We start from the raw sequence: 21,489 nt of genomic DNA, 5'->3' as shown, positions 1-21,489 counted from the left end.
CAAATATGCAAAAACGCATGTGAATCGGCGCTCGTCCGCTTTGACGGCGGCGCCGGCCCGGACTATGAACCGGGCTCATGACACAACATGACAACGATACTGCCTGGCCGGACCATAAACCGACCGCGCTCCTCGTGCTCGCCGATGGCACGGTGCTGGAAGGCTTCGGTCTCGGCGCCGAAGGCCACGCCGTCGGTGAGGTCTGCTTCAACACCGCGATGACCGGCTATGAGGAGATCCTCACCGATCCCTCCTATGCCGGCCAGCTCATCACCTTCACCTTCCCGCATATCGGCAATGTCGGTACCAACGAGGAAGACATCGAGACGGTGAACATGGCCGCGACGCCGGGCGCGCGCGGCGTGATCCTGCGCACCGCGATCACCGATCCCTCGAACTACCGCGCCACCAAGCACCTCGACGCCTGGCTCAAGGCGCGCGGCATCATCGGCCTCTCCGGCATCGATACCCGCGCACTGACGGCGCTGATCCGCAGCAAGGGCATGCCCAATGCGGTGATCGCGCACGCCAGGAACGGCGAGTTCGATCTGCATGGCCTGAAGGAAGAAGCGCGCGAATGGCCCGGCCTCGAGGGCATGGACCTCGTGCCGATGGTCACCTCGGGCCAGCGCTTCACCTGGGACGAGACGCCCTGGCTGTGGGACAAGGGTTTTGGCCGCCAGGACAAGCCCGAGTTCAACGTCGTCGCCATCGACTACGGCATCAAGCGCAACATCCTGCGTTTGCTCGCCGGCGTCGGCTGCAAGGTGACGGTGGTGCCGGCGACGACCTCATCGGAAGACATTCTGGCGATGAAGCCCGACGGGGTGTTCCTGTCCAATGGCCCGGGCGATCCGGCCGCGACGGGTAAATACGCGGTGCCGGTGATCCGGGACGTGATCAAGTCGGGCACACCGACCTTCGGCATTTGCCTCGGTCACCAGATGCTCGGCCTCGCCGTCGGCGCCAAGACCAAGAAGATGCATCAGGGCCATCACGGCGCCAATCATCCCGTGAAGGACGAGACCACCGGCAAGGTCGAGATCACCTCGATGAACCATGGCTTTGCGGTGGACGAGGCGACGCTGCCGAAGGGCGCGACGCAGACCCACATCTCGCTGTTCGACGGATCCAATTGCGGCATCCAGCTCGACGGCAAGCCGGTGTTCTCGGTGCAGTACCACCCCGAAGCCTCGCCGGGCCCGCGCGACTCGCACTATCTGTTCCAGCGCTTCGCGGATCTGATGCGGCAGAAGAAGAGCGCGTAACGCTGGCTCTCCTGCAATTGCCTTGACGACATCGAGCCCGGGCCTTGACCCGGGCTCTTGTCATTCCGGGCGCGACGCTGCGGAACGTCGTCTCACGCCTCTCGTTGATTCCTGCTACGCTCTCGAAGGAGCCCTGCCATGTCCGTTGTCAGCGACAATGCCGAGCCACGCGCCATCGTGTTCGAAGATGACGGGCTCGTGCCGAACAACATCCTTCCCTTCCTGGTCTATCAGGGTGCGGTGAAGCTCGATTCCAGGCGTCCCGAGGAGACCATCGAAAACCTGTTCGAAGCGAACGGCTGGGGCGGTACGTGGCGCAACGGCGTCTACGACTATCTGCACTATCACGCGACGGTGCATGAGGTGCTCGGCGTCGCGCGCGGAAGTGCCCGCGTGCGCTTCGGCGGCGATCATGGCCAGGAGCTGGAGATCAAGGCGGGCGACGTCGCGATCCTGCCGGCCGGCACGGGGCATCAGTGCATCAGCGCGAGCGACGATTTCTGCGTGATCGGCGCTTATCCGCCGGGAGCGAAGATGGTGGTGACGCGAGCAACGCCGGAGAACCACGCCAGGGCACTGAAGACGATTCCCGAGGTCGCGCTACCGCCGGCCGATCCGGTGACGGGCAAGGACGGAGCGTTGATACGGTTGTGGCGGTAGCGACAAGCGCGGTGCTCTAGGGTGGGTTAGCCCGAGGCGTAACCCACCAGAGGTGGGTTACGCCTAGTGGATTGCGCTTTGCGCAATCCACGGGGCTAACCCACCCTACGCAGTCACGCGTACCCTTACGCCTCGTTGCCGCCTTCCTGGCGGGTGGCCTCGAACAGGAACCACGTCCGGCGCTCGGTCTCGTCGATGAAGTTTTCGAGGATGCTGGCGCTGGCGACATCGCCGGCGTCGTCGCAAACCTCGTGCGCCTTACGCATCGCGGCGGTGACGTGCTTGTTGTCCTGCATCAGCTCGCGCAGCATCTCGCGTGGCGGGACGTAGTCCTCGTTGTTGTCCTTGATGGTCTGGAGCTTGGCGACCTGGCCGATCGACTTCAGCGTGGTGCCGCCGATCTTGCGGACGCGTTCGGCGAGCTGGTCGGTGGTGGCGAAGATCTGGTCGGACTGCTCGTCGAGCAGCAGATGATAGTCGCGGAAATGCCGGCCGCTGATGTGCCAGTGGAAATTCTTGGTCTTCAGATAGAGCGCGAACGCATCGGCCAGAAGCACGTTGAGCGCCTCAGAGACCTTCTTGACCCCATCGGGCGACAGATCGGTGGGGGTATCGAGATCGGGCGAGACCTTGGTGGGGGCTTTGCTCACGGGAAACCTTCCTGTTAGGACGCGGACATTGACGGCGCGCCGTCGCACCCCTAACGCAAGGCGGGCAGCGCCGGTTCCTTGACAGGAACCGTTTGGCCGGGACCTACGAAATACCATGGACGATTGGATCGATTACTACGACTCCACGCATACGATCTATGTCAGCAAGCTGCATCGCGACTTGCACTTCCAGATCATCGCGCGGGACATCATCGGCTACATCTCATCGCCCGAGGCGACCGTGCTCGACTATGCCTGCGGCGAGGCGCTGTCGGCGAGCCAGGTGGCCGCGGCCTGCGGCAAGCTGATTCTCGCCGAGCCCGCCCCCGGCGTGCGTGGCCGGCTGATCGCGCGATTTGCCCCGAACACCAAGATCCGCGTCCGCTCACTCGACGACGTCCGCAAAATGCAGGACCAGTCGATCGACCTCGCGGTGATGAACTCGGTCGCGCAATACATGACGCCGGATGAGCTCGATGCCGCGCTTGTCAACATCCGGCGATTGCTGACCCCGTCCGGCAGGCTCGTGCTCGGAGATATCTTGCAGCCCAATGTCGGCATGTTCAGGGATGTGATGGCGTTGCTCAGCTTCGGCCTGCGTCACGGCTTCCTGAAGGACGCGCTGATCGGGCTGATCAGCACCGCGCTGTCAGATTACCGTCATCTGCGCACGCGCATCGGGCTTCAGCGCTATGGCGAGGACGAGATCGTCGCCAAGCTGACTGCGGCCGGCTTCGCGGTCCAGCGCGCCCACACCAATGTCGGCCACAATCGCTGGCGCATGACCTTCATCGCGCGGCCGCCCCTGGTCCGTTAAGCATAACGACTGCCAGAGGTGGCTTGTCACACGCCGATGGGTAAAGATCGTCGCGGCCCGGTGGCGGAAGCGTCTACGCGAGGGCGGTGCAACGCTCTTCATCCTGGTTCAAATCCAGGCCGGGTCTCCACGCTTCGCCCCTGCGGGGCCACGCGTGGCGCAGCCACACAAGGCCCGAAGGGGCACAGCGTGTCCGGCGTAGCTGTAGCGAAGCGAAAGCGAAGACGGACGGAATCTCAGCCGTCTGCGCGCAACCCTCTCAAATTCAATCCACTTCGACCGTTTCGCACTCTGGCAGCAGCTGTAGCCGGTCGGCATCCTTGGCTGCGGAGTTGAGGACGGCATCGAGCAGCCCCGGAAAGCGCGCGTCCAGATCCTCGCGGCGAAGCCGCATGAAGCGGTTGGTGCCCGCCACGCGCGTCAGCATCAGGCCGCATTCGCGCAGCTTGGCGAAATGGTAGGCGAGGTTGGATTTTCCGGAAAGGCCGCTGAAGTCGCCACAGCAGAGCTCGCTGCTGACACGTTCCTGCTGGGCGAGCTGATAGACGATGGCCAACCGGATCGGATCGCTGAGGCAATCCAGAACCATCGGCAGCTCGATCTGCTCGCGGGTGGGATGAAGGGGCGTGCGGCTCATGGTCCAGAATCATAGCAAACTGGCCGCGATGTTCAATAGTTCTTGAACCCAATTGACATCCCAGCCATCGCATTCAATAGTTCAATAAACGTTGAACATAGGGATATCGTCCAATGAGCGTGTTCTGGCTGGCTCTCGCGGCCTTCGCGATTGGTACCGAAGGCTTTGTCATTGCAGGGCTTTTGCCGTCGATCGCCGCCGATCTTTCGATTTCCGTCCCGGCCGCCGGCCAATTGGTCACCGCCTACGCCCTCACCTATGCGGTGGGTTCGCCGATCCTGGCGGTGACGCTGAACAATATCGACCGCCGCACCGTGCTGGCCCTGGCGCTATCGACCTTCATCGCCGGGAATCTCGTCGCGACGGTGGCTTCCAGCTACGCCCTGCTGCTGGCCTCCCGCATGCTGATGGCGCTGGGCTCCGGACTGTGCATGCCGACGGCGCTCGCCGTATCGGTGGCCGTCGCCGCGCCCGAACGGCGCGGCCGCGCGGTGGCGCTGGTCACCTCAGGCCTCACGGTTGCAACCGTGATCGGCGTGCCGCTCGGCAATCTCGTCGGCAGCCTGCTCGGCTGGCGCGCGACCTTTGCCATGGTGGCCCTGATCGGCGCGGTTGCGCTCGCCGGCCTGCTCCTTGGCCTGCCCCGCGGCCTGCCGCGCAACACCGCCTCGCTCAGCGAACGGCTGGCGGTGGCGCGTCACAGCAATGTCGTGATCGCGCTTCTGATCACGATCCTATGGGCGCTCGGCGGCTTCACCGTGTTCACCTATTTCGCGGTCCCGCTGCGTAGCCTCGGCTTCGACGCCGCGCAGATCAGCCTCGCGCTGCTGGTGTTCGGCGGCGCCGCCGCCATCGGGAACATGCTGGGCGGTGTCCTGGCCGACCGGCTCGGGACGCTCGCCACCGCAGGCCTCGGGCTCGCCGGCATGGCGAGCGCCCTGATCCTGCATTCGCTGGTCCTGAAGCTGATGCCGGGACAGGCCCATTATGCGGTGCTGGGCGCGATCTTCCTCTGGGGCATCTCGGGCTGGGCGTTCTATCCGGCTCAGATCGCCAGCATCATCCGGATCGAGCCGCAAGCCTCGATGATCGCACTCTCGCTCAACGCCTCCGCCATGTATCTCGGCTTCGCCATCGGCGGGGCCCTGGGCGGCGCGGTGCTGGCCACCCTCTCGCCGACCGACCTTGGCTGGATCGGCGGATCGAGCGTTGCGGCCTCGCTGCTGGTGCATCTCGCCCGTGGCTGGCAGGCACGTCCAAAACCCGCCAAAATTGCCGGTTGATGGGCGTTTTTCGGGGTTTCGCCGCCCCGAAAACTGGTCTAAGACCCACCCGCGCGCGAGGGAGACCAACGCGCTCTCGGCCACAGGGGACGCGCAACGAGCGCGCCCTTTTTTTGTGCCTAAATTCCACTTCGGCGAGAGTTGATGCCCAAACGTACAGACATCACCACCATCCTGATCATCGGCGCCGGTCCCATCGTGATCGGCCAGGCCTGTGAGTTCGACTATTCGGGCACGCAAGCGGTGAAGACGTTGAAGGAAGAGGGCTATCGCATCGTCCTCGTCAATTCCAACCCGGCCACCATCATGACCGATCCGGAATTGGCCGACGCCACCTATATCGAGCCGATCACGCCCGAGATCGTCGCCAAGATCATCGAGAAGGAACGTCACGTCATTCCCGGCGGCTTCGCGCTGCTGCCGACCATGGGCGGACAGACCGCGCTGAACTGCGCGCTGTCGCTGCGCCGGCAGGGCACGCTGGAGAAGTTCGACGTCGAGATGATCGGCGCGACCGCTGACGCCATCGACAAGGCGGAAGACCGCCAGCTGTTCCGCGAGGCCATGACCAAGATCGGGCTTGAGACGCCAAAGTCGCGGCTCGCCAACGCGTCCGAATTGAAGAAGTCCTTCCGCGACAAGCACCGGGCCGAACGCGAGAAGCTGTCGGGTGCTGCCCTCGAGGAACACGAACGGCAGTGGACGCTCGGCGAAAGCGACCGCCGCAAGCGCTACCAGGAATATGCGCTCGGCCAGGCGCTGATGGCGCTGTCCGAGATCGGCCTGCCCGCGATCATCCGTCCCTCCTTCACGATGGGCGGCACCGGCGGCGGCATCGCCTACAACAAGGAAGAATTCCTCGACATCATCGAGCGCGGCCTCGATGCGTCTCCGACCAACGAAGTGCTGATCGAAGAATCCGTGCTCGGCTGGAAAGAGTACGAGATGGAGGTCGTGCGCGACAAGAAAGACAATTGCATCATCGTCTGCTCGATCGAGAACCTCGATCCGATGGGCGTGCACACGGGCGACTCCATCACGGTCGCGCCGGCGCTGACGCTGACCGACAAGGAATACCAGATCATGCGCGACGCCTCGCTGGCGGTGTTGCGCGAGATCGGCGTGGAGACCGGCGGCTCCAACGTGCAGTTCGGCGTCAATCCCGAAGACGGCCGCATGGTCGTGATCGAGATGAACCCGCGCGTGTCGCGGTCGTCCGCACTGGCCTCCAAGGCCACCGGCTTCCCGATCGCCAAGGTCGCAGCCAAGCTCGCGGTCGGCTACACGCTGGACGAGATCGCCAACGACATCACCGGCGGCGCGACGCCGGCCTCGTTCGAGCCGACCATCGACTACGTCGTCACCAAGATTCCGCGCTTCGCCTTCGAGAAATTCCCGGGCGCGTCGACCACGCTGACCACGTCGATGAAGTCGGTCGGCGAAGTCATGGCGATCGGCCGTACCTTCCAGGAGAGCCTGCAGAAGGCGCTGCGCGGACTCGAGACCGGCCTGACCGGGCTCGACGAGATCGAGATCGAGGGGCTAGGCCAGCACGACGACAAGAACGCGATCCGCGCCGCGCTCGGCACGCCGACGCCGAACCGGTTGCTCCAGGTCGCCCAGGCGATGCGGCTCGGCTGGTCGAACGAGGACATCTTCAACTCCTGCAAGATCGATCCGTGGTTCCTCAGCGAGATGCGCGGCATCGTCGACATGGAGGAGAAGGTCCGGAAGAACGGCCTGCCGGGCAACGCCTTCGGCATGCGCACGCTCAAGGCCATGGGCTTCTCCGACGCGCGGCTCGCCGTGCTCGCCGAGACGACGGAAGCTGACGTGACGGCGAAGCGCCACGCGCTCGGCGTCCGCCCTGTCTACAAGCGCATCGACACCTGCGCCGCCGAGTTCGCGTCGCCGACCGCCTACATGTATTCGACCTATGAGGCGCTGTTTGCGGGCGCGCCCGCGGACGAGAGCTCGCCGTCGGACAAGAAGAAGGTCATCATTCTCGGCGGCGGGCCCAATCGGATCGGCCAGGGCATCGAGTTCGACTACTGCTGCTGTCACGCCTGCTTCGCACTGCATGACGCCGGCTACGAATCCATCATGGTCAACTGCAACCCCGAGACGGTGTCGACCGACTACGACACCGCCGACCGGCTCTATTTCGAGCCCCTCACCGCCGAGGACGTGCTGGAGATCATCGCGAAGGAGCGCACCAACGGCACGCTGCACGGCGTGATCGTGCAGTTCGGCGGCCAGACCCCGCTGAAGCTGGCGCGAGCGCTGGAGGCCGCCGAAGTGCCGATCCTCGGCACCTCGCCCGACGCCATCGACCTTGCCGAAGACCGCGACCGCTTCAAGCGCGTGCTCGACAAGCTCCGGCTGAAGCAGCCGAAGAACGGCATCGCCTATTCGGTCGAGCAGGCGCGCCTGGTCGCAACCGATCTCGGCCTGCCGCTGGTGGTGCGCCCGTCCTACGTGCTCGGCGGCCGCGCGATGCAGATCATCCGCGAGGAGAACCAGCTCAGCGACTATCTGCTCGGCACGCTGCCGGAGCTGGTGCCGGCCGACGTCAAGGCACGCTACCCGAACGACAAGACCGGGCAGATCAACACCGTGCTCGGCAAGAACCCGCTGCTGTTCGACCGCTATCTGTCCGACGCCACCGAGATCGACGTCGACTGCCTCTGCGACGGCAAGGACACCTTCATCGTCGGCATCATGGAGCACATCGAGGAAGCCGGCATCCATTCCGGCGACAGCGCCTGCTCGCTGCCGCCGCACTCGCTCGAGCCGGAGATGATCGAGGAGCTGGAGCGGCAGACGCGTGAGCTGGCGCTCGGCCTCGACGTCGTCGGCCTGATGAATGTGCAGTACGCGATCAAGGACGGCGAGATCTATGTGCTCGAAGTCAACCCGCGCGCCTCGCGCACGGTGCCCTTCGTCGCCAAGGTGGTCGGCACGCCGGTCGCCAAGATCGCGGCGCGCATCATGGCCGGCGAGAAGCTCGCCGACTTCAAGCTGAAGAAGGCGGACTTCAAGCATGTCGGCGTGAAGGAATCGGTGTTTCCGTTCGCCCGCTTCCCCGGCGTCGACACGGTGCTCGGCCCCGAGATGCGCTCGACCGGCGAGGTCATGGGCATCGACAGCTCCTTCGCGGTGGCATTTGCCAAGAGCCAGCTCGGCGGCGGCACGCGGGTGCCGCGCAAGGGCACGGTGTTCGTCTCGGTTCGCGAGAGCGACAAGACGCGCATCGCCGAGGCCGTTCGCGAATTGCATTCGCTCGGCTTCAAGGTGCTGGCGACATCGGGCACGGCACGTTTCCTGACCGATCAGGGCATCCCGACCGAGAGGGTCAACAAGGTGCTTGAGGGACGGCCGCACATCGTCGATGCCATTACCAATGGCGACGTCCAGCTCGTCCTCAACACCACCGAAGGCCCGCAGGCGCTCGCCGACAGCCGTTCGCTGCGGCGCGCGGCCCTCTTGCATAAAGTGCCGTATTACACCACTCTTTCCGGGGCCGTGGCAGCCGCGCAGGGCATCCGCGCCTATCTGGGCGGGGACCTTGAGGTTCGGACCCTGCAGAGCTACTTTTCGGACACCTGATCGCGAGTGGCGGCTAGGCTGCCGGTAAGTAATTGGCAATGAAGCCACAATGGCCGGAGGAACTGTCCGGGCATTGTGGTTGTTCTGTTCCGGCGCCAGACCCACATAACGCTTCGGCGGCGGCGTGTTCAGCCCCCCGGACATACTGACGAATCAAGGTTGCCGCGCCCTCTGTTTTCGTGGGGCGCGCGATCGAAGGACGAGAGAAGAGATGGAAAAGGTTCCGATGACAGCGGGCGGCTTTGCCGCGCTCGGGGAAGAATTGAAGAAGCGCCAGTCCGAGGACCGTCCGCGCATCATCGAGCATATCGCGGAAGCGCGCTCGCACGGCGACCTGTCGGAGAACGCGGAATATCATGCCGCGAAGGAAGAGCAGTCCCACAATGAGGGCCGCATCGCCGAGCTCGAGGACAAGCTCGCGCGCGCCGACATCATCGATATTTCCAAGCTGTCCGGCGACACCATCAAGTTCGGCGCCACCGTGACGCTGGTCGACGAGGATACCGAGAAGAAGACGGTGTGGCAGATCGTCGGCGAGGTCGAGGCCGACGCCAAGAAGGGCCGCATCTCCATCACCTCGCCGCTCGCGCGCGCGCTGATCGGCAAGAAGAAGGGTTCGACCGTCGAGGTCAACGCCCCTGGCGGCGCCAAGGCGTATGAGATCACCAAGGTGGAGTGGCGGTAAGGATTTGCCGCCAGGCGTGATGATGTTTCGAAAAGGCCGCGCCCTGCGCGGCCTTTTTGTTTCGGGGTCATGCCGAGTGCTTGCGTAAGTTACCTTCTTCCCTTCACATCAAGCGGCACGGCCGCCTCGTATTTCGAATTGTGCAGCACCAGCGACGTCCGCACGTTGCGCACATGCGGCGCGGCGGTGAGGTGGGCGACGAAATCCTGGAAGGTGGCCATGTCGGGCGCGACGCATTTCAGGATGAAATCGACCTCGCCCGACAGCATCCAGCATTCCCGCACCAGGGGTTCGGCACGGACGAACTCCTCGAAGGCGCGTAAATCCGCCTCGGCCTGACTGGACAAGTGCACCGCGGCGAACACAGTGACGTCGAAGCCGAGCTTGCGGGCGTCGAGCAGGCCACGATAGCCGTGGATATACCCCTCCTCCTCCAGCGCGCGGACGCGGCGGAGGCAAGGCGGCGGCGAGATGCCGACGCGCTTGGCCAGCTCGACATTCGTGATTCGACCGTCGGCCTGGACCTCGGTGAGAATTTTCAGGTCGATCTCGTCTAGGTTCCGCGACACGTGATTGGAACTCCTGGCCTTTGCGGCTGTATTGGTGGATTTGACGCAATCCTCATAGCCAGTCCGCAGCGATTGCGCAATTTTATTGCGCGTGCAGCGCAATCGACTTTTGTTCCCTGTTGGAAAAATCCGCCGACAGGGAATGCAATTCTTGCATAGCTCACCAGAAGGCTTAGATTAGCTCTGATATTTCAGCGCTTCCGCGAGGCCTCCCGGCACGTTCCGCACCCGCGCTGCAGATCCCCCGTGAAAGGCGTCCGTCAAAATGTCTGCCACTGTTCATGCAAAGGTCGTCATTATTGGCTCCGGCCCCGCCGGCTACACGGCGGCGATCTACGCCGCGCGCGCAATGCTCGAGCCGATCCTGATCCAGGGAATCCAGGCCGGCGGCCAGCTCACCATCACCACCGACGTCGAGAACTATCCGGGCTTCGCCGACGTGATCCAGGGCCCCTGGCTGATGGAGCAGATGGAGAAGCAGGCGCTCCATGTCGGCACCAAGATCGTCTCCGACCTGGTCACCAAGCTGGAGACGACGCAGCGGCCGTTCCGCCTCACCTGCGACAGCGGCGACGTCTATCTTGCCGACACCGTCATCCTCGCCACCGGCGCGCAAGCGCGCTGGCTCGGGCTGCCGTCGGAAACGAAATTCCAGGGCGGCGGCGTTTCGGCCTGCGCCACTTGCGACGGCTTCTTCTACCGCAACAAGGAAGTCATGGTGGTCGGCGGCGGCAATACCGCGGTCGAGGAAGCCCTGTACCTCACCAACCATGCCTCGCAGGTCACCATCGTGCATCGTCGCGATCACTTCCGCGCCGAACGCATCCTGCAGGAGCGTCTGTTCAAGCACCCGAAGATCAAGGTGGTCTGGGACTCGGCGGTCGACGAGATCTGCGGCACAGAGAACCCGAACAAGGTCACCCATGTGCGACTGAAGAACGTCAAGACCGGCGCGCTCAGGGACGTGAAGACTGACGGCGTGTTCATCGCCATCGGGCACGCGCCGGCGACCGAGCTCGTGAAGGACCAGGTCAAGCTGAAACGGTCGGGCTATGTCGAGGTCGCCCCGAACTCGACCGCCACATCGGTGCCTGGCCTGTTCGCCGCCGGCGACGTCGCCGACGAGACCTATCGCCAGGCCGTGACGGCTGCCGGCCTCGGCTGCATGGCAGCTCTCGAAGCCGAACGTTTCCTGGCCCTGCGCGCCAGCGAGCGCGCTGCAGCGGAATAAAGATCATGCCTCGAACACGCGACGGATTTACGGATATGGATTGGGACAAGCTGAAGGTGTTTCACGCGGCGGCGGAAGCGGGCAGCTTCACGCATGCGGGCGAGCAGCTCGGCCTGTCGCAATCGGCGGTGTCACGCCAGGTCTCGGCACTGGAGCAGGAGCTCTCGGTCTCGCTGTTCCACCGCCACGCCCGCGGCCTGATCCTCACCGAGCAGGGCGACCTGCTCTTCCGCACCGCGCATGACGTGTTCATGCAGCTGCAGGCGGCGCGCGCCAAACTGACCGACAGCCGCGAGCGGCCGAGCGGCGATCTCAAGATCACCACCACGCCCGGCGTCGGCATCAACTGGCTGATCCCGCGGCTCGGCGAGTTCACCGCGCTCTATCCGGAGATCCGGATCTCGCTGATCGTCACCGACGAGGAGCTCGACCTGTCGATGCGCGAGGCGGACGTCGCGATCCGCACCCGCAAGCCGACCCAGCCGGATCTCATCCAGCGCAAGCTGTTCGCGATGGGCTTCCACGCCTATTGCTCGCCGGATTACATCAAGCGCTTCGGCACGCCGCGCACGCTCGAGGAGCTCGACTCCCACCGCATCATCACGCTCTCCGACGGCAACTTCGCGCCGCATCTTCAGAACCGCAACTGGCTGGTCGAAGCCGGCCGCAACGGCTCTGGTCCGCGCGAGGCCTATTTCAGAGTGAACAACATCCTCGGCCTCGTCCGCGCCTGCCAGCAGGGCCTCGGCATCGCGGCGCTGCCGGACTATCTGATCGAGGAACAGAGCCGCCTGGTGCAGCTGTTCGGTGAATCGGATTCGATCCAGCTCGACACTTATTTTGTCTATCCCGAGGAGTTGAAGACAGTCGCGCGCGTGCAGGTGTTCCGCGACTTCGTGGTGAGCAAGGCGCAGCGCTGGCCTTCCTGATTTCCGCATGTCTGACATGCGGCCTCGGCTGTTGCTGCATGGCGCTCGCCAAGCTCATACTGCTTGCACGCTGAGCCTTCGCGTTGCGCATTTGTCCCCCTCCTCCAGTGGCGCGGGAGTTCAGTAATCCCTCTTGGAAGGTGATTGTGTCGGCCTCACGTGGCCAATACCTTAAGCCGGGCTCGCTTGAGCCCGGCTTTTTTCTGTCCCATTCGGGTATCGCGCTCCGCGTGTATTGACAGTTCCACGCACACCCCGCATCATTTGCGAATGATCACGAAGTCGTGCGCAATCTCGTTCAAGGCAGTCGCCTCGAAAAAGGCCCCCATCCGGGGACCTCGGATTTTTGCGCGCGCTAACACAGCTTCGTCATCGCAAGCAAATCCCGAAACCCCGCCACCTGGACGGGGTTTTTTCATGTGCCCTCCGTCTCAGGTTTTTTTCCCGAGAAGGAGATGGAACATGACCGGTCTACAAGATCATTTGCACGGACTCTGGCTGCCGCTGGTGACGCCGTTTCGCGACGGCGCTCTCGACGAGAGATCGCTGCGGCGGCTGACGCGACATTACAGCGGACAGGCCGTCGACGGCTTCATCCTGGGGGCGACCTCCGGCGAGGGCATGACGCTGCGCGAGGCCGAGCTCGAACGCCTCGTTGCCGTCGTGCGCGACGAGATGGCGGCGGGGCGCCGCACGCTGCCGATCTGCCTCGGACTGTCGGGCGCGGACACTTCGCGGCTGAAGGAACGCCTCGACGAGACCGCGGACTGGCCGATCGACGGTTATCTGATCGCAAGCCCCTATTATGTGCGGCCCTCGCAGCGCGGGCTCCTGGCTCATTTCGAAGCCCTTGCCGATCACGCGGCGTGGCCGATCGCGCTCTACAACATCCCCTATCGCACCTCGGTGAACATCACCAACCAGACGCTGCTGCGGCTTGCCGAGCATCGGAACATCGTCGGGCTGAAGGATTGCGGCGCGAACCGCGAGCAATCCATCGCGCTCCTGCGCGACAGGCCGAAGGGCTTTCGCGTGCTCACCGGCGAGGATGCGAACTATTTTGAGGCGCTCACCGACGGCGCCGACGGCGGCATCGTACTGTCCGCCCATGTCGAGACCGCGACGTTTGCGGCTGTGCATGCCGAGATGAAGCGAGGCAACCACGACGCGGCGCAGGCGCGCTGGCACGAGGTCGCCGAGCTGACGCGCCTGTTGTTCACCGAGCCGAGCCCGGCGCCGGCGAAGTACTGGCTGTGGCGGTGCGGCCTCATCGATAGCCCCGAAGTGCGCCTGCCGATGGTGGAAGTGAGCAGCGAGCTCGCCGCCGCGCTCGACCGCGAAATCGAGCGGCGGATGAAAGTCGCCGCGTAGCGCCTCCGCTTCCTCTCTTCACACGCATGCTGCCCCCCCTTCTCCCCGTGCGGGAGAGGGAAGGCAGCGTCGTGTCCGCTCGACATCATCTCAATCCGGAAAAGAGATCGACCTATGGACATTCGTCAGTGGCGCGATGCGCTGAAGGCGGCATGGGAACGCGTTTCATATGCGAGCGAGTTATCCGACTGGCTGCGGCGCGATATCGGGTTGACCGCGGATGAGGTGAAATCGCGTGTGGACTACATCGACGAGATCAGAAGGAAATACAGCGACTGGGTTTAGCGGCGGCGCGAGTCCTTTACCCTCCCCTCGGGGGGAGGGGCAGAACGCGCCCCGTAGTTAACCCCGCGCGAACGCACGCGCCGCGCCGGCATGGTTAATCCGTGGTAGCACCTGTGTTCGAATGCGCCCGAAATCGCGACGCGGAATGTTAAAACATCCCGGCTATCGCTGGCCTCCATAAGCGAAGAATCGCGGGGGCGTTTTGTGAATATCCAGAATGAAGTGGCGTCGCATTACGACGCCGGACAGCAGAGCTTTACCACCGAGGACATCCTCTGGGCCGCCGGCATCTGGTCGGTGATCCTGACGCTGTCGCCGGTCATCGTGTTCTACATGCTGATGGTGGCGTAACACATCTCCACCGGACCAAAACGCAAAACGCGCGGACTTCCGCGCGCTTTCCGTCCGGGGAATGATTTATGAAAATTATGCCGCCTGCTTGTGCATTGCGCCGGATGCCGACGCCGTGCCGCGAATAGCCTTCACTGAACGCTCGATCGCCGCCCACAGCCTTGCGATTTCCTGGGCCGCGCGGCTCTCGGCCTGATACTCGCGCGCGCCTTCGCCGTGGCTGAGCGCCATCAGCAAATCCGAACGGTTGGTGATCTGGCCGCCCCACACCGGTGCGCGGAATTTCGCCAGCGCCTCGCGGGCGATGGTGACGATCGGGCTTTCGGACTCGTCGCGGCGCGCCGGGGCACCGTTGAGCACGACCGCGTAGGGCTTGCGCGCCGCGCGGCACATCTGGATGGTTTCCTGCACCGCGTTGACGTCGAACACGCCGGGACGCGCCGGAATGACCACCATGGTCGCGTTCTTGATCGCGTCGTCGACGACGGCCGAGAGGTTCGGCGGCGTGTCGATCAACACCCATTCATAACCGTCGCGCTTGGCAGCGGAGACGATGCCGCTAACCGAGTTCACGGCAGGCTTGATCGGCGGCTCGTTGGTGCCGCGCAGCTTGTGCCACAGCGTGAGCGAGCCCTGCGGATCCGCATCCACGAGCATCACCTGCTTGCTCGCCTTGATCTGTGCGGCAAGATGTGCGGCGAGGGTACTCTTGCCCGAGCCGCCTTTACGCGATGCAAAAACAATAACGTTCATACCCTTCGCCTCCAGATTGACCCCAGGCCACGAAAATGAATCACCGCGCTGATTCGGGAAAGAAAAATTTATCGGCAGTGGCCTCGGAGCCACGAAATAACAAGACGTGGCGGCTTTTGAGTCACACTGCTTCGCGCGACCGGGATACCAGTGGCAACGAAACGCCCTTCACGCCGGCAATCCCGCGCTTTTTCGGCAGCAACGCGGGAAAAAACGGAATGCAACCTCCCCGCGCAAACCCTCTCGCGACTCTTTTCCATCGCACGCGCTGGTAATTGTCGCAGGCGTCCGCACGCGGAGGCGAACAAAAGGAGTCCGGAGGCTGGCGCGCAGCTGATGGCGGCAACGCACACGCGGGACACGCCGACGCGACGGCGCTTCGCGCTGTTGCCCTGACATGACGAGCTTCAAAGAAAGAACGCCAGCCCCGCGCTCAGCTTTCGCTGGATTTCTTCTTCTTGGCCGTCTTCTGCGAAGGCTTGATGCTCTTCTTGGCGCGGGCCTCGCCGGGCTCGGGTCCCTGGCGGAAGAACACTTTGCACTGCGGCGAGAGCTGAGCCTTCTTCTGGATCATGCAGGCGGTGATGGCATCGACGTTCGGAACGAACTCGCCGCACAGCCGCATCGCGTCCGGCGAGCAGGCCTGCTGCTCCTCCTGCGTGTAGGCGAAGCCCGCGCCGGGATGGACCAGGACGGCGAGCGCAATGCCCGAGATCGCTGCAGCCAAGGATTTAGCCAAGGATTTTTTGAAACGGAACGCGGGCATCGATCCCCCCAAGTGTCGAGTCGGAGGGAATAGTGGGTGAACGGCCGTTCGTTGGCAACGAGGCGGGAGGCGAAAGCTCAGACGTGTGCGGTCTCGGCAACAGGCGGGGGCCCGGCTGCCGGCTACACTCTCAGGTGTCGTCGCCCGGCTTGACCGGGCGACCCAGTATTCCAGAGACGCCAAACGTTCCACGAGGGGCCGCGGCGTACTGGATCCCCCCGCTCCTGTGCGCAATTGCGCACAAGGCGGGGGACGACAGTTGGGGGTGGGGAAGGGCTCCGCGCTACACCGCTTTCCCCTTTGTCGATACTGGCCAGACCGGCCCTCGACCCGAGCCCCCTACCGCCCCTTCCAACAAAAAAGCGAAAACAACCCCATGCACAGTAGACCGGGTCTTGATATCCCTCGCAAAATCCACCTCTACGGATTTTTCGAAGTCGCTTTGACTCGTCGGGCAAAACAGGGGCATAATGCCATCATCGAAAAATGCGTGGGGTGGTCAGCTTCCCCCTTGAGGTGAGGACTGCATGGCCACCGTGTTGATCGTCGCGCCGGTGTTTGCCCTGATCGCGGCCGGCTATGCGTCGGTGCTGTTTCGCTTCGTCTCCGAGACCGCGCACAAGGGCATCTCCGAGTTCGCCTTCAGCATCGCGATTCCCGCCCTGCTGTTCCGCACCATCGTCGTGTCGGAATTCCCCGATGTCAGCCCCTACCGGATGTGGGGCGCCTATTACGGCGCGCTCGCCATCACCTGGATCGCGGCGCTGGCGCTCTCGGCATGCTTGCGTGAGCGGCGCGAGGACCGCGAGGACGGCGTCGTGTTCGCGATCGGCTCGGTCTACGGCAACATCGTGATGCTCGGCATTCCGCTCGTGCTCTCGGCGCTCGGCAACGAGGCCGCGGGCCCGATGTCGCTGATCCTGTCGGTGAACACGCCGCTGCTCTGGCTCTGCGGCATCCTGCAGATGGAGCTGGTCAGCCGCAAGCGGACGGGCTCGGTCCTGTCGGTCATCCGCCCCGTGCTCGCGGATCTCGCGCGCAATCCGCTGATGCTGGCGATCGGTTTTGGCGTCGTCTGGCGCTTGACCGGCCTCGGTCTCAATCCCGTCGTCGACAGGACGATCGAGTTGCTCGCGCAGGCGGGATCGCCGGCGGCGCTGATCGCGCTCGGCATCAATCTGTTTCGGTTCGAAGTGAAGGGCGAGATGCTGAGCGTCGCGGTGATGAGCGCGCTCAAGCTGCTGGCGATGCCGGCGGCCGCGTTCGTGCTGGCCAAGCTGCTCGATTTGCCGCCAGTCGCAGCCGGCGTGATCGTGCTGTTCGCGGCAATGCCGACCGGCGCCAACGCGTACATCTTCGCGGCGCAGTATCAGCGGCTGGTGAACCCGGTGTCGGGCGCGGTGGCGCTGGGGACGCTGCTGGCGGCGGTGACGTTGCCGGTGGTGGTGGTGATCGTGGCGGGGTGGAAGTAGCCGCACGAGCGGTCACGCGGTCATTCCAGTGCATCCGTGCGAGGCGCTGACCTCCGCAAACGCAGGATCAAACGTATCGCCAGCCAGAGCATCAGAACGACGATCGCGAAGGCGGCAACCGGTGCAGCCAGGGCAAGAAGCGATACGAGGAGTGCACCGCCCAGTTCGGCGGTCGCCACGGTCGAGTTGCCGAGGCCGGCCGTCAGGACCGTCGATTTGGCCCGCAGGGCCGCGGTGACGCCATGCACGATGCCGGCCGCGCCGCCACCCGCAACGATGGCGGCCGTCCATTTCATCATCGGCGGAAGGTCCGCCATGGTCGCCGCCGACACGATGGCTCCGGCGATCACCGCGACAGGCGCGGCGATGACATCGAGCAAATTGTCCACGCCGGGAATGAAATACGCACCAACCTCCAGGAGCGCGGCCACGCCAAGCATCAGCATTGCAGCAGGTGTTCCAAGCCACGCGAAACCGTCGCCTAGAGGAAGCGAACCCGAGTAAGCGGCCACGCTGGCAACCAGCATCGGCAGGAACACCCGGAAGCCCGTCGCGGCCGCAAGACCGACACCGAGCGCAATCGACAACGCGAGATCGGAGTTCGACATGAGATCCCCAACGATTGTTACGCTCGAATTTCCCCCGGGAAGCTAGACCCGATGCGGCCGAGGTCATCGGGATGAGTACGGCCATCGACGCAGATCGCAATGCGCAGTCAGGCTACATCGCGGAGGATGAGCAAACCAAGCCAGAAATGTTGACGCAGCCGATCACTCCGCGCATTTCTTCCGGCGCGAGATCAAGGGCGAGGAGCATCGCAGTGATGGGCGCGCTCAAGCTTCTGGCGACGCCGGCAGTCGCGTTCGTGCTCGCAAAGCTGCTCAACCCGACGCCGCCAGCGACTGGCGTGGTCGTGCGCCGACCGGCGCGAACGCGGACATCTTCGCGGCTCAGTATCAGCGGCTGGTGAACCCGGTGTCGGGCGCGGTGGCGCTGGGGAAGTTGCGGGCGGCGGTGACGTTGCCAATGGTGGTGATGGTGGTGGCCAGGTAAGCCCCCGTTTAATTTTGCCTTTGCACGCAAAGGTAGCTATCCTGCGATGATACCCATAGCAGGAGGCGGATATGGGACATCGCGAGGAAATGCTCGACGTGATCAAGCGCGCTTACGCCGCGCGCGGTGATGGTGACGCGGCAGACCTGGTGGCCGCTTTTCATCCCGAGGGCCAGTTCAACCTGGTGGGCGACAAAAGCGCACTGCACCTGACAGGAAATGTGCAGGGGCACGAGCCACTGCGTGGCGCCTTCGGTCAATTCATTGACCATTTCGACTTCGAAAAGCGCGAGATCCTGAGCGAATTGGTTGAAGGGAATTGTGCTGCAATACGGTCCCGCCTTGTCATCCGATACCGTCCAAGCGGGAAAGTCTTCAGCACGGAAGTCCTGGACCTCTTCAAATTTCAGGATGGCAAAATCATTGAGCTGATTGAATTCGCGGACACTGCGCAAATCAAGGCCATCGTCTCCTGACGCGCGATGAGACGGGATTGGATCGCGCGTTGAGGAGGGCGTGAGGCCTTCGTGCTCGCAAAGCGCCTGAACTGGCGTCGCTGTGCTGTTCGTAGCCATGCCGACGGGCGCGAACGCGTACATCTTCGCGGCGCAGTATCAGCGGCTGGTGAACCCGGTGTCGGGGGCGGTTGCGCCGGGGACGCTGCTCGCGGCGGTGACGTTGCCGGTGGTGGTGGTGGTCGTGGCAACGCAATAGTTGCTGGCGCGGGTCGACTGCTGCGGCGTCGGGGTTGTCCTGTCGTCGCGCAAGCATTCTCCCATGATCGCAAAGTTTTTGATTCACAGGTTCATGCTCTTCTGATTCAATGTCGCCATGGCCGATACTTCCATTGAATGGACTGACGCGACTTGGAATCCGGTTGCCGGGTGCACTGTGCTGACTGCCGGTTGCACCAACTGCTACGCAATGCGCATGGCAGCTAGGCTCGAGGCGATGGGTCTTGAAAAGTATGAGGGCCTCACGCGCAAGAGCGGTGGCAGAGCGGTCTGGACGGGCAATATCCGGCTCGACCGAAAATCTCTTGGTGCGCCGAGAACCTGGACAAAGCCGCGGAAGGTCTTCGTCAATTCAATGTCGGATCTGTTTCATCCGAAAGTCCCAAAAACCTTTATCTTGCGGGTTTGGGAGGTCATGAAAGACACACCGCGGCACACCTATCAGATTTTGACGAAGCGTCCTGAAATCATGGCGGAGGTACTTTCCGATCGCCGCTTCACCGTCTTGCCGAATGTTTGGCTTGGCACGAGCGTGGAAGATGCTCGGGTTCTCGGCCGGCTCGACGCACTCCGGGCTGTGCCGGCGGTAATCCGGTTTGTTTCCTTCGAGCCCTTAATTGGTTCGGTTGCTTCTGGTGACCTGACAGATATCCACTGGGCGATTGTCGGAGGTGAAAGCGGACCACGCTCGCGCGAGATGAAGCCTGAATGGGTGGACGAAATTGAAGCGATTTGCCGGCGATCAGGTACGGCGTTTTTCTTCAAGCAGTGGGGCGGCAAGAACAAGAAGGCTGCCGGTCGCCTCCTGCGTGGCCGCACCTACGATGAGTTGCCTGCCTTGAGTATGTGATTGGCGATCCGGGTCGCGAGTCCCACGGCCTTAGGTTCATCGTTTGAAATACAAAGAAAGAGCGAAAAGCGCTGAGGCGCCTTATCGACAGGAAGCGCCAGTGGCTCGAACACCTTGGGGAAGAGGGTTTCAAGTCGACGTTTCACATACCGCTCAAGCCCTTTGACATCGAACTCTCGCTGTGTGGGCCCACCGCCGAACATATCGCCTTGACCCTTATCAGAATAAAGCTCCCTCTCCCATTGGTCAGAGCCGAACATTTTGGTAAGGGCCGCGCGCTTCTCCTCTGTTATCTTATCGCTTTTACGCGTCGCCTGGCGATATCAGCAGATTCAGGAAGACAAACGGGTCCAGATGCGGATCGACGGCGAAGCGGTGGCGGAGGTCGATATCTCATCGTCGTACCTCACCATCTTCTACGCTTGGATCGGTCAGCCGCTCGACACCGAGGCGGACGCCTACGGGGATATCCTTGGCCCTACCAAGCTGGACCGGGTGGTGACGAAGTTCTTCATCAACTACCACTTCGGGAACGGTGACTTCCTTGCAGCGTGGCGCTCGGGTGTTGTTGCGGATGTCAGGAAGATTTTGAAGAAGAAGGCCATTGCACCTGAAGAGTTCAACCTGAAGCGCTACAATCTTCGCGAGGTGAAGAGGCGTGTTCTTGAACACCATCCGCTGCTTGAGCGCTGGGGTCACCCCATCGGTGGCCGTGCTCGGGATTGGAGCGACCTGATGTTTGCGGAGAGCGAGGTCGTGATCGGCAGTATGAAAGAACTGATGGCGCAGGGCGTGCCAAGTCTGCCAGTTCATGACAGTCTGATCGTACCAGCTTCACATCAGGCCTTGGCTGTGAAGACGATCACCCATCAATTCCGGACCCGTCTCGGGGTCAGTCCCAGCTTAGATGTCACCCACCTATGGGATTTCTAACGGGAGGAGGATATGGAATATACCTAAGTATATGAAATATATAATATAATAGGTATTATTACATAGGGGTATGGTCATGGTTATTCACCCCCATGTACCTCGGAGGGTATCCCTACCATAACGTGGAACGAATGTTTGGACCCAACCCGATAAGTTTATGACTAGGTGGGGCGTATCAGTCGGAGATGAGCGGCCGGGGTGCATTGCGTCTCTCTGGCACAGCCACATAGGTCCCAGGGATTCCTACGGAGCCGCTGGATTCGTTTCGGCCGTCGGGGGCTACCAGACACTGGGCGACGGAATGGCCTCTGTATGGATTCCTGAAGGAATCCTCGAGGCTACTGCGGGAACTGGGGTCGCGGGGGTGGTTCTGCCGGTATTGTTTCAGTCAAGCTGAGGGACCGTCGCCGGACAGCCGTCATTGGGCAGCATCAAAGGCCTTGAAGCCAAGTAGACTTGATGTGCCGCACGGGCATCGCGCTGCGATAGGGTCCAGTCGAGCCGGAAGGACCCATGCGGTTCTCACGTAGACCAAGGGATACCACGTGGCCCCGCTGGCCACTGCGAGCGCCCTGATCCGCTC

Annotated in this window: 23 protein-coding genes and 1 tRNA gene; 18 read left to right on the top strand and 6 right to left on the bottom strand. The window is 63.1% G+C overall.

The features are described from left to right. Positions 1-77 precede the first annotated feature (77 nt). Both carA and BJ6T_RS09420 read left to right on the top strand, forming a co-directional pair. Positions 78-1,268 (top strand): glutamine-hydrolyzing carbamoyl-phosphate synthase small subunit, encoded by a 1,191-nt coding sequence (gene carA / locus BJ6T_RS09425; protein ID WP_014492091.1) that lies wholly within the window; start codon positions 78-80, stop codon positions 1,266-1,268. A 138-nt stretch (positions 1,269-1,406) separates the two neighbouring features. Then, positions 1,407-1,928, top strand: a complete 522-nt coding sequence (locus BJ6T_RS09420; protein WP_014492090.1) for a cupin domain-containing protein — start codon at positions 1,407-1,409, stop codon at positions 1,926-1,928. A 125-nt stretch (positions 1,929-2,053) separates the two neighbouring features. On the opposite strand, the gene BJ6T_RS09415 is transcribed toward BJ6T_RS09420, so the two are convergent. Continuing rightward, positions 2,054-2,578, bottom strand: coding sequence for a Dps family protein (locus BJ6T_RS09415; protein WP_014492089.1), 525 nt, complete (start codon positions 2,576-2,578; stop codon positions 2,054-2,056). Between the two features lie 115 nt (positions 2,579-2,693). Between BJ6T_RS09415 and BJ6T_RS09410 the strand changes: the two genes are divergently transcribed. Further along, a complete protein-coding gene (locus BJ6T_RS09410; RefSeq protein WP_014492088.1) occupies positions 2,694-3,395 on the top strand; it encodes a class I SAM-dependent methyltransferase in 702 nt (233 codons plus the stop codon). Between the two features lie 54 nt (positions 3,396-3,449). Continuing rightward, a tRNA-OTHER gene (locus BJ6T_RS46850) sits at positions 3,450-3,525 on the top strand. Between the two features lie 135 nt (positions 3,526-3,660). Here the strand turns inward: BJ6T_RS46850 and BJ6T_RS09405 are convergent. Further along, the gene (locus tag BJ6T_RS09405; protein WP_014492087.1) at positions 3,661-4,032 is read right to left on the bottom strand and encodes an ArsR/SmtB family transcription factor; all 372 of its coding nucleotides are present in this window, start codon (positions 4,030-4,032) and stop codon (positions 3,661-3,663) included. Between the two features lie 113 nt (positions 4,033-4,145). On the opposite strand from BJ6T_RS09405, the gene BJ6T_RS09400 reads away from it, so the two are divergent. From BJ6T_RS09400 to greA, 3 genes are all read left to right on the top strand, one after another. Then, positions 4,146-5,315 (top strand): MFS transporter, encoded by a 1,170-nt coding sequence (locus BJ6T_RS09400; RefSeq protein WP_014492086.1) that lies wholly within the window; start codon positions 4,146-4,148, stop codon positions 5,313-5,315. Between the two features lie 144 nt (positions 5,316-5,459). Beyond that, positions 5,460-8,924 carry a carbamoyl-phosphate synthase large subunit gene (gene carB, locus BJ6T_RS09395; RefSeq protein ID WP_014492085.1) on the top strand — a complete coding sequence of 1,155 codons (3,465 nt, stop codon included), beginning with the start codon at positions 5,460-5,462 and terminating at the stop codon, positions 8,922-8,924. A gap of 211 nt (positions 8,925-9,135) precedes the next feature. Next, positions 9,136-9,609: a transcription elongation factor GreA gene (gene greA, locus BJ6T_RS09390; protein WP_007596674.1), complete on the top strand. Its 474-nt coding sequence runs from the start codon at positions 9,136-9,138 to the stop codon at positions 9,607-9,609. Between the two features lie 89 nt (positions 9,610-9,698). Here the strand turns inward: greA and BJ6T_RS09385 are convergent, their stop codons facing one another. Beyond that, on the bottom strand, positions 9,699-10,178 hold the full coding sequence (locus BJ6T_RS09385; RefSeq protein WP_028169844.1) for an Lrp/AsnC family transcriptional regulator: 480 nt from the start codon (positions 10,176-10,178) through the stop codon (positions 9,699-9,701). A 265-nt stretch (positions 10,179-10,443) separates the two neighbouring features. Between BJ6T_RS09385 and trxB the strand changes: the two genes are divergently transcribed. The 5 genes from trxB to BJ6T_RS45360 all read left to right on the top strand — a co-directional run bounded on the left by trxB (position 10,444) and on the right by BJ6T_RS45360 (position 14,345). Continuing rightward, positions 10,444-11,409: a thioredoxin-disulfide reductase gene (gene trxB, locus BJ6T_RS09380; RefSeq protein ID WP_014492083.1), complete on the top strand. Its 966-nt coding sequence runs from the start codon at positions 10,444-10,446 to the stop codon at positions 11,407-11,409. 5 nt (positions 11,410-11,414) lie between these two features. Continuing rightward, complete coding sequence (locus BJ6T_RS09375; protein WP_027534296.1) at positions 11,415-12,338, top strand: LysR family transcriptional regulator; 924 nt, start codon at positions 11,415-11,417, stop codon at positions 12,336-12,338. A 462-nt stretch (positions 12,339-12,800) separates the two neighbouring features. Further along, positions 12,801-13,709: a 4-hydroxy-tetrahydrodipicolinate synthase family protein gene (locus BJ6T_RS09370; protein WP_014492082.1), complete on the top strand. Its 909-nt coding sequence runs from the start codon at positions 12,801-12,803 to the stop codon at positions 13,707-13,709. 114 nt (positions 13,710-13,823) lie between these two features. Then, complete coding sequence (locus BJ6T_RS45365) at positions 13,824-13,994, top strand: hypothetical protein (protein ID WP_014492081.1); 171 nt, start codon at positions 13,824-13,826, stop codon at positions 13,992-13,994. 204 nt (positions 13,995-14,198) lie between these two features. Continuing rightward, on the top strand, positions 14,199-14,345 hold the full coding sequence (locus BJ6T_RS45360; RefSeq protein ID WP_014492080.1) for a hypothetical protein: 147 nt from the start codon (positions 14,199-14,201) through the stop codon (positions 14,343-14,345). Between the two features lie 75 nt (positions 14,346-14,420). On the opposite strand, the gene BJ6T_RS09365 is transcribed toward BJ6T_RS45360, so the two are convergent. Both BJ6T_RS09365 and BJ6T_RS09360 read right to left on the bottom strand, forming a co-directional pair. Then, positions 14,421-15,098 (bottom strand): AAA family ATPase, encoded by a 678-nt coding sequence (locus BJ6T_RS09365; protein ID WP_014492079.1) that lies wholly within the window; start codon positions 15,096-15,098, stop codon positions 14,421-14,423. Positions 15,099-15,531: 433 nt separating this feature from the next. Further along, positions 15,532-15,864: a hypothetical protein gene (locus BJ6T_RS09360; RefSeq protein ID WP_014492078.1), complete on the bottom strand. Its 333-nt coding sequence runs from the start codon at positions 15,862-15,864 to the stop codon at positions 15,532-15,534. Positions 15,865-16,391: 527 nt separating this feature from the next. Here BJ6T_RS09360 and BJ6T_RS09355 point away from each other — a divergent pair. After that, on the top strand, positions 16,392-17,336 hold the full coding sequence (locus BJ6T_RS09355; protein WP_014492077.1) for an AEC family transporter: 945 nt from the start codon (positions 16,392-16,394) through the stop codon (positions 17,334-17,336). A 20-nt stretch (positions 17,337-17,356) separates the two neighbouring features. On the opposite strand, the gene BJ6T_RS09350 is transcribed toward BJ6T_RS09355, so the two are convergent. After that, the gene (locus tag BJ6T_RS09350; protein WP_197538870.1) at positions 17,357-17,923 is read right to left on the bottom strand and encodes a DUF4126 domain-containing protein; all 567 of its coding nucleotides are present in this window, start codon (positions 17,921-17,923) and stop codon (positions 17,357-17,359) included. Positions 17,924-18,159: 236 nt separating this feature from the next. Between BJ6T_RS09350 and BJ6T_RS48155 the strand changes: the two genes are divergently transcribed. From BJ6T_RS48155 to BJ6T_RS09330, 5 genes are all read left to right on the top strand, one after another. After that, the gene (locus tag BJ6T_RS48155) at positions 18,160-18,306 is read left to right on the top strand and encodes a hypothetical protein (RefSeq protein WP_240537956.1); all 147 of its coding nucleotides are present in this window, start codon (positions 18,160-18,162) and stop codon (positions 18,304-18,306) included. Between the two features lie 154 nt (positions 18,307-18,460). Next, the gene (locus BJ6T_RS09340; protein WP_014492074.1) at positions 18,461-18,865 is read left to right on the top strand and encodes a nuclear transport factor 2 family protein; all 405 of its coding nucleotides are present in this window, start codon (positions 18,461-18,463) and stop codon (positions 18,863-18,865) included. A gap of 82 nt (positions 18,866-18,947) precedes the next feature. Further along, entirely contained in the window at positions 18,948-19,103 is a 156-nt protein-coding gene (locus tag BJ6T_RS45350; RefSeq protein ID WP_014492073.1) for a hypothetical protein, read from the top strand. 117 nt (positions 19,104-19,220) lie between these two features. Continuing rightward, positions 19,221-19,973 (top strand): DUF5131 family protein, encoded by a 753-nt coding sequence (locus BJ6T_RS09335; protein ID WP_014492072.1) that lies wholly within the window; start codon positions 19,221-19,223, stop codon positions 19,971-19,973. 354 nt (positions 19,974-20,327) lie between these two features. Continuing rightward, positions 20,328-20,906 carry a hypothetical protein gene (locus BJ6T_RS09330; RefSeq protein ID WP_014492070.1) on the top strand — a complete coding sequence of 193 codons (579 nt, stop codon included), beginning with the start codon at positions 20,328-20,330 and terminating at the stop codon, positions 20,904-20,906. Positions 20,907-21,489 lie beyond the last annotated feature (583 nt).

The organism is Bradyrhizobium japonicum USDA 6, assembly GCF_000284375.1.
In the GTDB taxonomy this organism is placed as follows: Bacteria; Pseudomonadota; Alphaproteobacteria; order Rhizobiales; family Xanthobacteraceae; genus Bradyrhizobium; species Bradyrhizobium japonicum.
The sequence above is the reverse complement of the archived record's forward strand: the minus strand, read 5'-3'. Positions and strand labels throughout refer to the sequence as shown.